Origin of the sequence: Proteus sp. ZN5 (genome assembly GCF_011046025.1) — a bacterium.
Taxonomy (GTDB): Bacteria; Pseudomonadota; Gammaproteobacteria; order Enterobacterales; family Enterobacteriaceae; genus Proteus.
Window position 1 is genome coordinate 525,001 of the sequence record NZ_CP047639.1, and the last position, 15,234, is coordinate 540,234.

A 15,234-nucleotide genomic window follows, 5' to 3' on the forward strand; every position below is an offset into this window, starting at 1 on the left:
GAACAGCCCAGAGTCTTAATCAATAGCAGCGTCAGGAGAACGGTCTGGAAAGTCCGGCAGTAAAGGGTGATAGCCCCGTATCTGAAGATGCTGTTATTGTGAACTCGACGAGTAGGGCGGGACACGTGTTATCCTGTCTGAATATGGGGGGACCATCCTCCAAGGCTAAATACTCCTGATTGACCGATAGTGAACCAGTACCGTGAGGGAAAGGCGAAAAGAACCCCGGCGAGGGGAGTGAAAAAGAACCTGAAACCGTGTACGTACAAGCAGTAGGAGCCCCACCACTAAGCTAGTGGTGAACTCACAGCGATTCTTTTGCATGATAATGTGCGGTAGACGGAGCGAATGCGACGTTCAACCAACAAAATCAAGCAGAGGAGGCTTAGTGGTGGGGTGACTGCGTACCTTTTGTATAATGGGTCAGCGACTTATATTCTGTAGCAAGGTTAACCGTATAGGGGAGCCGTAGGGAAACCGAGTCTTAACTGGGCGAATGAGTTGCAGGGTATAGACCCGAAACCCGGTGATCTCATCCATGGGCAGGTTGAAGGTTGGGTAACACTAACTGGAGGACCGAACCGACTAATGTTGAAAAATTAGCGGATGACTTGTGGATGGGGGTGAAAGGCCAATCAAACCGGGAGATAGCTGGTTCTCCCCGAAAGCTATTTAGGTAGCGCCTCGTGAACTCATCTTCGGGGTAGAGCACTGTTTCGACTAGGGGGTCATCCCGACTTACCAACTCGATGCAAACTGCGAATACCGAAGAATGTTATCACGGGAGACACACGGCGGGTGCTAACGTCCGTCGTGAAGAGGGAAACAACCCAGACCGCCAGCTAAGGTCCCAAAGTCATGGTTAAGTGGGAAACGAAGTGGGAAGGCTCAGACAGCCAGGATGTTGGCTTAGAAGCAGCCATCATTTAAAGAAAGCGTAATAGCTCACTGGTCGAGTCGGCCCGCGCGGAAGATGTAACGGGGCTAAACCATGCACCGAAGCTGCGGCAGCGACACTTATGTGTTGTTGGGTAGGGGAGCGTTCTGTAAGCCTGCGAAGGTGTGCTGTGAGGCATGCTGGAGGTATCAGAAGTGCGAATGCTGACATAAGTAACGATAATGCGGGTGAAACCCGCACGCCGGAAGACCAAGGGTTCCTGTCCAACGTTAATCGGGGCAGGGTGAGTCGACCCCTAAGGCGAGGCTGAAAAGCGTAGTCGATGGGAAACGGGTTAATATTCCCGTACTGGTGGTAACTGCGATGGGGGAACGGAGAAGGCTAGGTTGTCCGGGCGACGGTCGTCCCGGTTCAAGCATGTAGGCAGAGTGATTAGGCAAATCCGGTCACTTAATGCTGAGGTGTGATGACGAGCCACTAAGGTGGTGAAGCAATTGATGCCCTGCTTCCAGGAAAAGCCTCTAAGCTTCAGGTTACCAACAATCGTACCCCAAACCGACACAGGTGGTCAGGTAGAGAATACTCAGGCGCTTGAGAGAACTCGGGTGAAGGAACTAGGCAAAATGGTGCCGTAACTTCGGGAGAAGGCACGCTGGCGGTAAGTGAAGTCCCTTGCGGACGGAGCCGAAGCCAGTCGAAGATACCAGCTGGCTGCAACTGTTTATTAAAAACACAGCACTGTGCAAACACGAAAGTGGACGTATACGGTGTGACGCCTGCCCGGTGCTGGAAGGTTAATTGATGGGGTTATCCTTAGGGAGAAGCTCTTGATCGAAGCCCCAGTAAACGGCGGCCGTAACTATAACGGTCCTAAGGTAGCGAAATTCCTTGTCGGGTAAGTTCCGACCTGCACGAATGGCGTAATGATGGCCAGGCTGTCTCCACCCGAGACTCAGTGAAATTGAACTCGCTGTGAAGATGCAGTGTACCCGCGGCAAGACGGAAAGACCCCGTGAACCTTTACTATAGCTTGACACTGAACATTGAGCCTTGATGTGTAGGATAGGTGGGAGACTATGAAGTGTGGACGCCAGTCTGCATGGAGTCAACCTTGAAATACCACCCTTTAACGTTTGATGTTCTAACCTAGGTCCATAATCTGGATCGGGGACCGTGTCTGGTGGGTAGTTTGACTGGGGCGGTCTCCTCCTAAAGAGTAACGGAGGAGCACGAAGGTTGGCTAAGCATGGTCGGACATCATGCGGTTAGTGCAAAGGCATAAGCCAGCTTGACTGTGAGAGTGACGGCTCGAGCAGGTACGAAAAGTAGGTCTTAGTGATCCGGTGGTTCTGAATGGAAGGGCCATCGCTCAACGGATAAAAGGTACTCCGGGGATAACAGGCTGATACCGCCCAAGAGTTCATATCGACGGCGGTGTTTGGCACCTCGATGTCGGCTCATCACATCCTGGGGCTGAAGTAGGTCCCAAGGGTATGGCTGTTCGCCATTTAAAGTGGTACGCGAGCTGGGTTTAGAACGTCGTGAGACAGTTCGGTCCCTATCTGCCGTGGGCGTTGGAAGATTGAGAGGGGTTGCTCCTAGTACGAGAGGACCGGAGTGAACGCACCACTGGTGTTCGGGTTGTCATGCCAATGGCATTGCCCGGTAGCTAAGTGCGGAAGAGATAACCGCTGAAAGCATCTAAGCGGGAAACTTGCCTCGAGATGAGTCTTCCCTGTCACCTTGAGTGATCTAAAGGAACGTTTAAGACTAAGACGTTGATAGGCTGGGTGTGTAAGCGTAGCGATACGTTGAGCTAACCAGTACTAATGAACCGTGAGGCTTAACCTGACAACACCGAAGGTGTTTTGTCTGAGAGACAAACAGTAGATGAAGTAAGCTTGTTTAAGATTGATATTGCTGGCGACTGACCGAAAGGAAAGAAGCGGGTGATAAAACAGAATTTGCTTGGCGGCCATAGCGCAGCGGACCCACCTGAAACCATGCCGAACTCAGAAGTGAAACGTTGTAGCGCCGATGGTAGTGTGGGGCCTCCCCATGTGAGAGTAGGGAACTGCCAGGCATTAAATAAGACGAGAAAGCCAACCCAATGGGTTGGCTTTTTTGCGTTTAGAGTTTTAGGTACTCTGAATAAAAACTATTATTGTTGTTCTATTTCCTCAATAAAATAGCCACTCTTAACGCAGTTAAACCCTATTTATATGGCACTATTATCCTCTTCTAACATCACTTAAATTGATACCTAGCACTTTGCTCTTTTCAGCTCTTGTTATCTCAGACAGATCTTATTAGAAATAGATAATGAGGATATAAATACACTTTCATTATTAAGTGTATTTCGTATTTAGATATTTTTGACGAGGATATTATTGTGGTTCTTGTTCTTCTGAGCTTAATAAATCATAGTTTAAAAGGTTTTTATTTCCATCAATAACCGTTATTGATGATTTAGGCTGATAGCATTCATTTAATGGTGAATGGCACTTTTTTGGGGAATTATGTTCTATCCCAAGCCAACTACTTAACAGCCAATAGTTATTTACCGTTGAATAAGGTTTATTCACTGCATCATCATTAATAATAGGTTTAATAGATGATGGGCTATACCAAATAAATAATGGTATATCATAAGCTTCTTTTCGTGGTGTATTTACACCATGATGATAACGAACCTCTTTATTTTTATCTAAACGCTGTAAAGCGTGATCTGCAAAATAGAGAATAGAAGCTGGCTTGTCTTTGACTCTCTCAATTATGTTATTAATTAATTTATCTGTATAAGCGATAGAGCTGTCATAACAGTTATCATCATCTACTTGCGTGAATTTCTTTAAATATTGATTTGGAAATCGATTACAGGCTGGTTCATGGCTACCATATGTATGTAAGATAATTAGTTTTTTCTGTGTAGAAGGCTCATTGAGAGCCTGATCTAAATAAGGAAGTAGTTCTTCATCATAACCGATAAACTCATTCCACTTTTTATTTTGAGCCATATTAGCAATGACAGAAATAACACTGGTTTTTTGATTACCTTCACCTTGGTTACTTAGCCAATAGGTCTTAAACCCGGCGTGATTAGCGAGAGAAACAATATTATCAGCGTAATGATTTTTATCTTGTAACTGTTCCAATCCTATATTTGAGAGTGAAATGGGTACAGAAAGAATAGTGACTGGTGCCGGAGAATAAACTTGATTGAATAGGATAAGATTACTCTTTTCTTTCATTAAATTAGGTGTTGTATCGTACTGATAGCCATAAATTCCTAGATGATCTCTGCGAACTGATTCCCCAAGAATAAGAATATAAACTTCTGTATTATCATTACTTTTATTATATTGATACTCAACTTTCTGAGCTGCAATTTTTCTAATTTGGCGATTTTCATGGAAGGTTCGGACAAGTGCTGCGGCATTATAAAAAGGGGTATTTAGAAGAGTATATTCTGCAAGTAATTTACTTTTGTTATCGTTTCTTAATGCTAAGTTTTTATATATTGGAATAATGGCGATTAATATAACAAATGCAATCACACTTTTTTTTGCTGTTTTTAGATCAGAGACTCGAGCCGTTTTATGGATGAGAAAATAGTAAATGGTAAAAGCACATAGATAAAATAAGACATAGTACTTATTATAAGAGAGCATACCGACAGTTTCACTGCCGTTAGTATTAATAAAAGTTTCAGCAATAGATGATGAAAAAGCAATATCGTGTTCACGATAAAAAAACAGAGAAATAGAAAGGTTTAAAGCCCATAACGCACTAATAATAAAGGTTATTATCTTTCCAAGAACTGAACGATAAATACCACTACATATCAGCATAAGTAGCCAACCAATAAGAACAATATAGATTTTTTGTTCTATATACAGCGTTGAACCACCCAATATCGCAGGTGCCATAGATAAGAAAAATAAAAGTGCGTAATGAGTTAACCGAGACATAATCTATTTAAAAACTACCACCTCTTCTTATGTAGAATAAAAAGTTAACCATTTACTTTTTGACAATACAAGCCTTGTTTGGCTGAAGTGTGTCTGAAATTGCTATTATTATGGTTATTCCTCACTATTTTGAGCTTTTTGAGTTTATTAATAGGTGATATAGCAAATAAATTATGTTTGTTTTTATTTGTAATTAATTGATTTTAATTTAATTTATCTTTTTATTTATAATAATGGAATAACTAATAATAAGTTATTTAAATAATCGTATAGATATGTAGCTAAAGCTTAAAATTATTCTAAATAAGTAAATGAGAGAAATATAACCGAGGTTTTTATGATAATTGATAGAAATGTTGAAAATGAATAACCCCAAAGTTGAAAACCGCTTTAGGGTTACTTTTATTTGGAAAGATAACATTATTTCAGGCTGTTAGTGTTGTTTACCTTGTTCAATACCTAAGCCAATTTGAGAACGAATAAACTGTGCTTGGAATTTTGCTTTCTCTTGCTCACCTAAAGATGATTTATCTGTAACAGAAAAAAGCCACGAGACAACAAAAGCAATAATTATTGAGAATAATGCTGGATATTCATAAGGATAGATAGGTTTTTCATGGCCTAAAATACTTACCCAAATTGTTGGCCCTAAAATCATCAACGTGACTGCAACTAATAGACCAGACCATCCTCCCGCGACAGCACCTCGTGTTGTAAGTCCTTTCCAATACATAGATAACAATATGATTGGGAAGTTACAGCTTGCCGCAATTGAGAAAGCTAACCCCACCATAAAGGCAATATTTTGCTTTTCAAATAAAATACCTAAACCGATAGCGACGATGCCTAAGATAACTACAGTAATTTTAGATACTTTTAGCTCTTGTCTTTCATCCGCATGACCATTTTTAATTACATTGGCGTAGAGATCATGTGATACCGCAGATGCACCCGCTAAAGTTAGTCCTGCAACAACGGCTAAAATAGTGGCGAAGGCAACGGCTGAGATAAAGCCTAAGAAGAAATTACCCCCAACAGCGTCAGCTAAGTGAACAGCCGCCATATTGGTTCCACCAATCAAAGCGCCAGCGGCATCTTTGAACACAGGATTAGGGCTAACGAGTAAGATAGCGCCGAAACCAATGATAAAAGTAAGGATATAGAAATAACCGATAAAACCTGTTGCATAGAAAACACTCTTACGGGCTTCTTTTGCATCACTAACAGTAAAGAAGCGCATGATGATATGAGGAAGTCCCGCCGTACCAAACATAAGTGCAAGACCTAAAGAGAGAGCAGATATAGGATCAGAAACCAAACCACCTGGGCTCATGATAGAGAACCCTTTTGAGTGAACACTAACGGCTTCTTTAAATAGGGTGTTGAAATTAAAATCGACGGCTTTCATAACCATAACAGCCATAAAACTTGCACCTGCAAGTAATAAAATAGCTTTAATGATTTGAACCCATGTGGTGGCTAGCATGCCCCCGAATAAAACATATAGCACCATTAGAATACCGACGAGCACAACGGCAATATGGTAATTTAAGCCGAAAAGGAGTTCGATTAATTTTCCGGCACCTACCATTTGTGCAATCAGATAAAGTGCAACAACAACTAGTGATCCAACAGCTGAGAGTGTTCTAACGGGTTTAGGGCTTAAGCGATAGGAGACAACATCAGCAAAGGTATAACGCCCTAAATTACGTAAGCGTTCAGCAATGATAAAAAGAATGATAGGCCAACCAATCAAAAATCCAATTGAATAGATAAGTCCATCATAACCAGAGGTGTAAACTAGCGCGGAGATCCCTAAGAAGGAGGCGGCAGACATAAAGTCACCTGCGATCGCCATGCCGTTTTGAAAACCAGTAATTTTCCCTCCAGCAGTATAGTAATCAGCACGAGATCGAGTACGTTTAGAAGCCCAATAAGTGATATAGAGTGTTAATCCTACGAATATTAGGAACATTATAATTGCCTGAATATTCATAGGTTGTTTCTCACCACCTTCTGTTATTGCGGTAGCGTAAGCAACCGTTGAGGAGAGGAAGAATAAGCTTATTGCATAGAGTAACTTTCTCATTTTTCTACCTCTTCAATAATTTCAGCGGTAAGTTTGTCAAATTCAGTATTGGCTTTAATAACGTAAATACCTGTTAATAAAAATGAGGCAATGATTAAGCCCATACCAATAGGAATACCTCGTGTAATGTAGCTTCCTTCATACAGTGGCGTACCTAACCACTGTGGATAGAACGCAATAAGTAAGATAAATGAGACATACATAACGAGCGTAATAATTGAAAGTGTCCATGAAAAACGACTACGTTTGTTAACCAGTTCTTTAAAGCGAGGGTTGTTTTCTATCTCTTGATAAATATTGGCATTCATCAGAGTTCTCCTCTATATAATTGTTTGGTTTATCACTTGACTTAGAGGCTTCAATCCCCCGCATTTCATGATTTTTAGGTAAGAGAGCCCAGCAAAGGCATTTTCATGCCTTTGCTTTGTCGTATTACATTTTTTAAATGACAGCTATTGGTTGTGTATTAAGCAGTAAGTGATAGAGACTGTTTTTCTTCTAACAGTTTCTCTACAACACCCGGATCGGCGAGTGTTGAGGTATCCCCGAGGTTAGTTGTGTCGCCAGAGGCAATCTTGCGCAATATACGGCGCATAATTTTCCCTGAACGTGTTTTAGGTAAGGAATCTGTCCAATGTAGGATATCAGGTGTAGCTATTGGTCCAATTTCTTTACGTACCCAGTTGCGAACTTCAGTGTAAAGTTCAGGTGTTGGCTCTTCACCGTGATTTAAAGTGACATAAGCATAAATAGCTTGTCCTTTAATATTGTGAGGAATACCAACTACTGCGGCTTCCGCAATCTTAGGATGTGCAACAAGAGCGGATTCAATCTCTGCTGTTCCTAAACGGTGACCTGAAATATTCAAGACATCATCAACTCGCCCTGTTATCCAATAGTCACCATCTTCATCGCGACGAGCACCGTCACCAGAGAAATACATACCTTTAAAGGTTGAGAAGTAAGTTTGTTCAAAACGATCATGATCACCAAAAAGTGTTCTTGCTTGACCAGGCCAAGAATCAGTAATCACTAAGTTTCCTTCACAAGCCCCTTGCTGTACTTCTCCCATATTATCGACTATTGCTGGCTGAACGCCGAAGAAAGGGCGTGTTGCTGAACCAGGTTTTAGATCCATCGCACCTGGTAATGGGGTTATCATGAAACCACCGGTTTCTGTTTGCCACCATGTATCAACAATAGGGCATTGGCTACGCCCCATCTTCTGATAGAACCATTCCCATGCTTCTGGGTTAATAGGTTCACCTACAGAGCCTAGGATACGCAGAGAGGTGCGTTGAGTACCTTCAATCGCTTTATCACCTTCAGCCATTAATGCACGGATTGCGGTAGGTGCAGTATATAAGATATTGATTTGGTGCTTATCAACTACTTGAGCCATACGGTTAACTGATGGGTAATTAGGAACACCTTCAAACATAACAGTAGTAGCACCATTTGAAAGAGGGCCATACAGTAAGTAGCTATGTCCTGTTACCCAACCTACGTCAGCAGTGCACCAATAAATATCGCCTTCGTGATAATCAAAGGTGTATTTAAAGGTCATTGAAGCATAAACGAGATAGCCCCCTGTTGTGTGCAGTACGCCTTTAGGTTTACCTGTTGAGCCGGAGGTATACAGAATGAAGAGTGGATCTTCTGCATCCATAACTTCAACATCACATTTTGTACTGACACCTTGAATGATTTCATCCCACCAAACATCACGTCCTTCAATCCATTGTTCGGTATGTCCTGTTCGACGAAATACCACTACATGATTAATAGGAGGGATATCAGCGTGATTTAAAGCATCATCAATATTTTTCTTTAAAGGGATGGCGCGACCTGCACGCAATCCTTCATCAGCAGTGATCACTAATTTTGCTTTTGAATCAATGATCCTACCAGCGACAGCTTCCGGAGAGAAACCGCCAAAAATAACAGAATGGATAGCTCCTACACGAGTACAAGCGAGCATAGCAACCGCGGCTTCTGGCACCATCGGCATATAAATCGCCACAACATCGCCTTTTTTAATACCTAAGTTTTTTAATACATTAGCGAACTGGCAAACATCTTGATGGAGTTGTCGGTAAGTGATTTTTTTCGACTCATTAGGTGAGTCACCTTCCCAAATAATGGCGACTTGATCTCCTCGTGTTTTAAGGTGGCGATCAAGACAGTTTTGACTGATATTTAGCTGACCATCTTCAAACCAGCGAATGCGTACATGGCCTGGGTCAAAAGAAGTATTCTTTACCACGGTATATGGTTTTATCCAGTCAATAATTTTCCCTTTATCTGCCCAAAAGGCCTCTGGGTTTTTGATGGATAATTCATAATCTTTTTGGTATTGCTCTTTATTGATCAGGGCGTGTTCTGCAATGCTTGCAGGAATATGATGTTGGTTTATTTTTGTCATAATAGTTCTCCTCACTATTGTTAATACTATGTCAAAAAGTCGTTAACAAAAGAGGGCGAATAAAGATTGTTTCTTTTTTGCGCAGAAGATCACGAATTAATGGAAATGCTTTTCATGGAATGTTCAATTAGTGCTAAAGCTAGTAGGGAATTATTTATCTATTATTTTCTTGTTTAATAGGATTATCGTTTAATAGAATGCTTTTAAATTAAAATAATATACTGTGAAAATTAATTTAACCGTGCTGGATAAAAAAACCACAAAAACAATATGGATATGATAATGATTTTCATTAACGTTTTTTTTCACTATAATGAAATGAAAAGATAAATCACATGGTGTGATTCAAGATAAAACAGCACTGGAGATTAATATGAGCTATACATTACCTGCACTGCCTTATACTTATGATGCATTAGAGCCTCACTTTGATGAGCGTACAATGGAAATTCACCATACTAAGCATCATCAAACTTATGTGAATAATACCAACACTGCATTAGAAAAATTACCTGAATTTGCTGGCTTAGAGATTGATGAGTTAGTTAAAAATCTTCATAAAGTGCCTGCCGATCAACGTACTTTTTTACGTAATAACGCAGGTGGTCACTCTAACCACTCATTATTCTGGAAAGGCCTGAAGCTAGGTACTCAATTACAAGGTTCATTAAAAGAAGCAATTGAACGTGACTTTGGTAGTGTTGATGCCTTTAAAGATTTATTTGAAAAAGCTGCGGCTAGCCGTTTCGGTTCTGGTTGGGCATGGTTAGTATTAAAAGACGATGGCAAACTTGCGGTTGTTTCTACTGCAAACCAAGATAGCCCATTGATGGGTGAAGAGTTAGCTGGCGCATCTGGTTACCCAATTGTAGGGCTAGATGTGTGGGAACATGCTTACTACTTAAAATATCAAAATCGTCGTCCTGATTATATTAAAGCGTTCTGGTCAGTGGTTAACTGGGATGAAGCGCAAAAGCGTTTTCAGAGCAAAGCATAATTGAGTAGATAACTTCCTTTCTCTTTTATATTTTCAATGCCGACATTTGTCGGCATTGTTTCTTTTGAATACTATCTTTACTATGAGTTATTCTTTTCTGTTTAGGTAGTGAGCTATGCGTTATTTTCCTAGTGTTTTTATCGGTAATGTCACAACAACATCTAATGGATTTACCAGTGCGATCACCAAAAGGCTGGTGGATGGTCATATCAAATTAACATCACTGGGATTAGAAGGTGATGAACAAGCAGAAAAGAGTTTTCACGGTGGCCCTGATCGCGCACTTTGTCACTATCCTAAAGAGCATTATCTTTATTGGGCTGAGCAATTCCCACAATTGACAGATTTTTTTCATGCCCCTGCATTTGGTGAAAATATCTCAACAACAGGTATGACAGAAGAGAATGTCTTTATTGGTGATATTTATCAATGGGGAACAGCATTAATTCAAGTTACTCAACCTCGCTCTCCTTGCTACAAACTCAACACAGTGACAGAAGTCAGTAACTTTTCACAAATTATGCAAGATAGTGGTTATTGTGGTTGGCTATATCGTGTTGTGAGTACAGGTGAAACAGGCAGTCATCATCCGCTTGTCTTAGTTTCAAGAAACAGCGATGTCTCTGTTAAAGAAGCGATTTCGATTGCTTTTCATATGCCATTTGATGAAGAGCTTTATCATCGTCTATTAAGTGCCGCAGGATTATCAGCAAGTTGGAGCAAGACTATGCAGTTAAGACTGCAAAATCAAACCATTGAGAGTTTTAATCGACGGTTATTTAAAGAGTAAATAATTAACTTATTGATAATTAATATTATTATTAATAAAAATTAGCTTGTGGACTCATTTAATCTTGCATAAAATTAGCTTGTAGGCTAATTTTAAGTTAAGGAAAAGCTTGTATTTGAGATTTTATACCACCCAAATGCTTGGAATGAAGTATTAGAGTTACCTATTCAAATACGAGTTAAATACGATAAACTTATTACTAAGATAGAGCACGATGCTCGTTTATTAAGAGAGCCTGATACAAAATATTTAGGGAATGGTCTTTTCGAGATCCGTACTATGGATACTGGTATTGCTAGAGGCATATGGATATACCATAAAAGAAATACAATTATTATGCTTCGTGTCTTTATTAAGAAAACACAAAAAATATCAAAGAAAGAGATTGAGATCGCCCAAAAACGATTGATGGAGGTACTCAATGAAATTGAGAAGTCATAAAGAATTACATAATGAGATGATGGAAGATGAAGAATATCGTGTGGCTTGGGATGATGAAACGCGCAAGGAAAAATTGAGAGACACATTGGCCCAATGGCGTAAACGCAATAATCTGACAAAAGCACAAGTTGCTGAGCGAATGGGTGTAACACCACCAGTAATTACCAGAATAGAAAATAATATTACTAAAGCGAGTGTAGATACCTTAGCGAGATATGCGTACGCTTGTGGTATTAAGAACCCAATAATCCCTCTTTACTAAAAAAACACCTCCCTAAAAATAGGTGAGGTGTTTTTTATGTATTAACGAAAAATTACGGATGTGCAATAAATCCGATTGCGTCATAAACCTTGTCTAAGGTTGCCTGAGCGCGAGCTTTAGCTTTATCAGCACCTTCTTTCATGATTTTATTGAGCAGCGCTTCATCATTACGGAAAGTGTTAAAACGTTCTTGAATGTTGGTTAGCATTTCAGATACTGCATCAGCGACAGCACCTTTTAGATGACCGTACATTTGGCCTTCAAATTCAGCTTCTAATTCAGGGATCGTTTTGCCTGTAACACCCGCTAAAATATCGAGTAAGTTAGAGACACCTGCTTTGTTTTCAAGATCGTAAATAACACGAGGTGGCTCTTCTGAGTCTGTCATTGCACGTTTGATCTTTTTAGCTGCTGCTTTTGGATCTTCTAGCAATGCGATAACGTTATTACGGTTATCATCAGACTTAGACATTTTTTTAGTCGGATCTTGTAATGCCATCACACGAGCACCACCTTTTGGAATAAAAGGATCTGGTACAGTGAAGATATCGCCATAAATAGCGTTAAAGCGCTGAGCAATATCACGACTTAATTCAAGATGTTGTTTCTGGTCAATACCAACAGGCACTTGGTTTGTTTGGTAAATCAGAATATCTGCTGCCATTAATACAGGATAATCAAATAACCCTGCATTGATATTTTCAGAATGACGTGCTGATTTATCTTTAAATTGAGTCATTCGGCTCAATTCACCAAAATAGGTATAGCAGTTAAGTGCCCAGCTTAATTGTGCATGTTGTGGAACATGTGACTGAACAAAAATAGTACTTTTTTCTGGATCAATACCACAAGCAAGATACAGAGCCAGTGTATCTAAGGTTCTTTTTCTTAGCTCTTTAGGATCTTGGCGTACCGTAATGGCGTGTTGGTCAACGATACAGTAAATGCAATCATAGTCATCTTGCATTTGTACCCATTGACGCAGTGCACCCATATAGTTTCCGATAGTTAATTCACCAGAAGGTTGTGCACCACTGAATACAATTGGCTTTTGTGCCGTTTTTTCTACTGAAGTCGTCATTTTAATTCTGTTCCACAGTTGTCATTGGCGTGATATCGAGGATAGAAAGCAAGTCAGCAAAATTATCGAGAGTAAAATCAGGTTTGCTGTCTGCAATAGATACGCCGTAGTTATAGCCATAGGTTAAACCTACGCAAGGGCACTCAGCCACTTGTGCTGCAATAATATCGTTGCGAGAATCCCCAACAAAAAGGAGTTCTTCCTTTTTAACACCAAACGTGCCCATTGTTAAATATAATGGTGCTGGATGTGGTTTTTTTTCTTTCACATCATCGCCACCTAACACTAAGGAAAAATATTTTTCAATTTCCAGCTGTTGTAGTAATGGTGCGATAAATGGTGTTGGTTTATTTGTCACGATACCCAGAGGAATATTGTGTGAAGCTAATACTTCAAGGGTTTCTTTAACGTGAGGGAATAAATCACTGCCTGTTTTGACTGAGGTTGCATAATGTTCATCAAAAAGATCACGCATCTCTTTTAATAAGGTATCAGTCACATCCTCGACACCCGCATTGTGTAAAGCGCGTGTCAGTAGCATATCCACGCCGTTCCCTACCCAAATAGTGACATTATGTTTGCCAGCAGGCGGGAAGCCTTTTGCTTTTAATGCGTAGTCTGTTGCTTCTGTAAGACCAACAGCGCTGTCGGTGAGAGTGCCATCAAGATCAAAGGCGATAGCACGGATACCTTTGAGTTTTTTATCTGTCATTACGATACCTTTTCTAATTCACGGCGCATATTGTCGATAACATGCTTATAGTCCGGCTGATTGAAAATAGCAGAGCCTGCAACAAACATATCAGCGCCAGCTTGCGCTATTTCAGCAATATTATCGACTTTGACACCGCCATCAATTTCTAAACGAATGTCATAACCACCATCATCAATCATCTTACGAACTTGGCGTAATTTATCGAGGGTATTAGGGATAAATGATTGTCCACCAAAGCCTGGGTTAACAGACATCAGCAGAATAAGATCCAATTTATCCATAACATAGTCGAGATAGTTTAATGGGGTTGCTGGATTAAGCACTAAGCCTGCTTTACAACCACAATCTTTGATTAATTGAATAGTACGATCGACGTGGTCACTGGCTTCAGCGTGAAATGAGATATAAGTTGCACCCGCGTTTGCAAAATCAGGGATGATACGGTCAACGGGTTTAACCATTAGGTGAACATCAATAGGTGCTGTAATACCGTAGTTACGCAGAGCCTTACAAATTGGCGCACCAAATGTCAGATTAGGAACATAGTGGTTATCCATAACATCGAAGTGGACAACGTCTGCACCTGCTGCGAGCACTTTTTCAGTATCTTCACCAAGGCGAGCAAAATCAGCGGATAAAATAGAAGGGGCAATCAGAAAATCTTTCATCGCATTCTCCAGACAACACTCCCATTGTCGGGAGGTGTTAACGATTATTTATATAAGGCAAGTAATTCGTTCACTTTGCTACGACCGAGTGTGTTGCTACTGATTGTTCTTCTGACTTTCACACTGTGTAGCTCTTTTGCGTCTACATACCACTCTTTTGTTAACGCAGTCTCATGATTTGATATTAACACGGGTATCTGTCTCTCGTAAGCCAGCATTGAGGCAAGTTGAGCCAGATGTTCCTGCTCTTGAAAACTAAAGCTATTTGTATGGTATGACGTGAAATTCGCAGTCGGTGATAATGGTGCATAAGGAGGATCACAATAAACGACGGCGCCTTTTTTTGCATTTGTCATAGTTGATGAATAGCTTTGGCAAACAAATTCGGCTTTTTGTGCTTTTTCAGAAAACCAGATTAGTTCTGCTTCAGGAAAATAAGGTTTTTTATAACGACCAAAAGGGACGTTGTATTCGCCTTTTGAATTATAGCGACACAGCCCATTGTAGCAATGACGGTTAAGATAGAGAAATAACACGCTACGCTGATAAGCGTCCGTTGAACGATTAAATTCTTGTCGTAGTTGATAAAACTCTTCTGCGATATTCATTTGAGGGGTAAATAATAAGCGGGCATCCTTCATAAATTTTTCAGGATGTTGCTTTACCGTATTATAGAGATGAATTAGATCACTATTTATATCGGCAAGAATATATGAATCGTATTCTGTATTCAAAAAAACAGAACCGGCACCCATAAAAGGTTCAATTAAACAATTACCCTCAGGCAGATGACGTTTAATGTCATCTACCAAAGGATATTTACCACCAGCCCATTTTAGGAATGCGCGTTTTTTTTTCATGCCGTCCAAATTTCTCAATCGTTTCAGAGTCGCCGAT

At 40.4% G+C, this 15,234-nt stretch carries 12 protein-coding genes and 2 rRNA genes (1 of these 14 only partly in view); 6 read left to right on the plus strand and 8 right to left on the minus strand.

Annotated features, from left to right (window positions below; genetic code table 11):
- Together GTK47_RS02540 and rrf are read left to right on the plus strand one after the other, a co-directional pair.
- A 23S ribosomal RNA gene (locus GTK47_RS02540) occupies positions 1 to 2,749 on the plus strand (it extends 259 nt beyond the left edge of the window).
- Between the two features lie 116 nt (positions 2,750 to 2,865).
- Positions 2,866 to 2,981 (plus strand): 5S ribosomal RNA (rrf, locus tag GTK47_RS02545).
- Between the two features lie 304 nt (positions 2,982 to 3,285).
- Here the strand turns inward: rrf and GTK47_RS02550 are convergent.
- The 4 genes from GTK47_RS02550 to acs form a co-directional block, all read right to left on the minus strand.
- The gene (locus tag GTK47_RS02550; RefSeq protein ID WP_165122031.1) at positions 3,286 to 4,869 is read right to left on the minus strand and encodes a phosphoethanolamine transferase; all 1,584 of its coding nucleotides are present in this window, start codon (positions 4,867 to 4,869) and stop codon (positions 3,286 to 3,288) included.
- A gap of 433 nt (positions 4,870 to 5,302) precedes the next feature.
- Positions 5,303 to 6,958: a cation acetate symporter gene (locus GTK47_RS02555; RefSeq protein WP_165122032.1), complete on the minus strand. Its 1,656-nt coding sequence runs from the start codon at positions 6,956 to 6,958 to the stop codon at positions 5,303 to 5,305.
- Positions 6,955 to 7,266 (minus strand): DUF485 domain-containing protein, encoded by a 312-nt coding sequence (locus GTK47_RS02560; protein WP_088494195.1) that lies wholly within the window; start codon positions 7,264 to 7,266, stop codon positions 6,955 to 6,957. The genes GTK47_RS02555 and GTK47_RS02560 overlap by 4 nt, the downstream gene beginning before the upstream one ends.
- Positions 7,267 to 7,424: 158 nt before the next feature.
- A complete protein-coding gene (gene acs, locus GTK47_RS02565) occupies positions 7,425 to 9,383 on the minus strand; it encodes an acetate--CoA ligase (protein ID WP_165122033.1) in 1,959 nt (652 codons plus the stop codon).
- A gap of 373 nt (positions 9,384 to 9,756) precedes the next feature.
- Here acs and sodA point away from each other — a divergent pair, with 373 nt between their 5' ends.
- The 4 genes from sodA to GTK47_RS02585 all read left to right on the plus strand — a co-directional run bounded on the left by sodA (position 9,757) and on the right by GTK47_RS02585 (position 11,873).
- Positions 9,757 to 10,380: a superoxide dismutase [Mn] gene (sodA, locus tag GTK47_RS02570; RefSeq protein ID WP_165122034.1), complete on the plus strand. Its 624-nt coding sequence runs from the start codon at positions 9,757 to 9,759 to the stop codon at positions 10,378 to 10,380.
- Between the two features lie 115 nt (positions 10,381 to 10,495).
- Positions 10,496 to 11,170, plus strand: a complete 675-nt coding sequence (gene yiiM / locus GTK47_RS02575; protein WP_088494197.1) for a 6-hydroxyaminopurine reductase — start codon at positions 10,496 to 10,498, stop codon at positions 11,168 to 11,170.
- Positions 11,171 to 11,290: 120 nt separating this feature from the next.
- Complete coding sequence (locus GTK47_RS02580) at positions 11,291 to 11,611, plus strand: type II toxin-antitoxin system RelE/ParE family toxin (RefSeq protein WP_165126442.1); 321 nt, start codon at positions 11,291 to 11,293, stop codon at positions 11,609 to 11,611.
- Positions 11,592 to 11,873 (plus strand): helix-turn-helix transcriptional regulator, encoded by a 282-nt coding sequence (locus tag GTK47_RS02585; protein WP_165122035.1) that lies wholly within the window; start codon positions 11,592 to 11,594, stop codon positions 11,871 to 11,873. The genes GTK47_RS02580 and GTK47_RS02585 overlap by 20 nt, the downstream gene beginning before the upstream one ends.
- Positions 11,874 to 11,925: 52 nt before the next feature.
- Here the strand turns inward: GTK47_RS02585 and trpS are convergent, their stop codons facing one another.
- The 4 genes from trpS to dam are packed head-to-tail and all read right to left on the minus strand — an operon-like array spanning position 11,926 to position 15,197.
- Positions 11,926 to 12,954 carry a tryptophan--tRNA ligase gene (trpS, locus tag GTK47_RS02590; protein WP_075672602.1) on the minus strand — a complete coding sequence of 343 codons (1,029 nt, stop codon included), beginning with the start codon at positions 12,952 to 12,954 and terminating at the stop codon, positions 11,926 to 11,928.
- Position 12,955: 1 nt separating this feature from the next.
- Positions 12,956 to 13,666: a phosphoglycolate phosphatase gene (locus tag GTK47_RS02595; protein WP_165122036.1), complete on the minus strand. Its 711-nt coding sequence runs from the start codon at positions 13,664 to 13,666 to the stop codon at positions 12,956 to 12,958.
- Positions 13,666 to 14,337, minus strand: coding sequence for a ribulose-phosphate 3-epimerase (gene rpe / locus GTK47_RS02600; protein ID WP_099076132.1), 672 nt, complete (start codon positions 14,335 to 14,337; stop codon positions 13,666 to 13,668). Before rpe ends, GTK47_RS02595 begins: the two co-directional genes overlap by 1 nt.
- 44 nt (positions 14,338 to 14,381) lie before the next feature.
- On the minus strand, positions 14,382 to 15,197 hold the full coding sequence (gene dam / locus GTK47_RS02605; protein ID WP_160230824.1) for an adenine-specific DNA-methyltransferase: 816 nt from the start codon (positions 15,195 to 15,197) through the stop codon (positions 14,382 to 14,384).
- Positions 15,198 to 15,234: the final 37 nt, after the last annotated feature.

What these genes read in the sequence shown, in the direction of transcription:
- rpe (WP_099076132.1), bottom strand. Translation starts at nt 14,337, where the DNA reads ATGAAAGATTTTCTGATTGCCCCTTCTATTTTATCCGCTGATTTTGCT.
- GTK47_RS02595 (WP_165122036.1), bottom strand. Translation starts at nt 13,666, where the DNA reads ATGACAGATAAAAAACTCAAAGGTATCCGTGCTATCGCCTTTGATCTT.
- trpS (WP_075672602.1), bottom strand. Translation starts at nt 12,954, where the DNA reads ATGACGACTTCAGTAGAAAAAACGGCACAAAAGCCAATTGTATTCAGT.
- acs (WP_165122033.1), bottom strand. Translation starts at nt 9,383, where the DNA reads ATGACAAAAATAAACCAACATCATATTCCTGCAAGCATTGCAGAACAC.
- GTK47_RS02585 (WP_165122035.1), top strand. Translation starts at nt 11,592, where the DNA reads ATGAAATTGAGAAGTCATAAAGAATTACATAATGAGATGATGGAAGAT.
- dam (WP_160230824.1), bottom strand. Translation starts at nt 15,197, where the DNA reads ATGAAAAAAAAACGCGCATTCCTAAAATGGGCTGGTGGTAAATATCCT.
- GTK47_RS02550 (WP_165122031.1), bottom strand. Translation starts at nt 4,869, where the DNA reads ATGTCTCGGTTAACTCATTACGCACTTTTATTTTTCTTATCTATGGCA.
- sodA (WP_165122034.1), top strand. Translation starts at nt 9,757, where the DNA reads ATGAGCTATACATTACCTGCACTGCCTTATACTTATGATGCATTAGAG.
- GTK47_RS02560 (WP_088494195.1), bottom strand. Translation starts at nt 7,266, where the DNA reads ATGAATGCCAATATTTATCAAGAGATAGAAAACAACCCTCGCTTTAAA.
- GTK47_RS02555 (WP_165122032.1), bottom strand. Translation starts at nt 6,958, where the DNA reads ATGAGAAAGTTACTCTATGCAATAAGCTTATTCTTCCTCTCCTCAACG.
- yiiM (WP_088494197.1), top strand. Translation starts at nt 10,496, where the DNA reads ATGCGTTATTTTCCTAGTGTTTTTATCGGTAATGTCACAACAACATCT.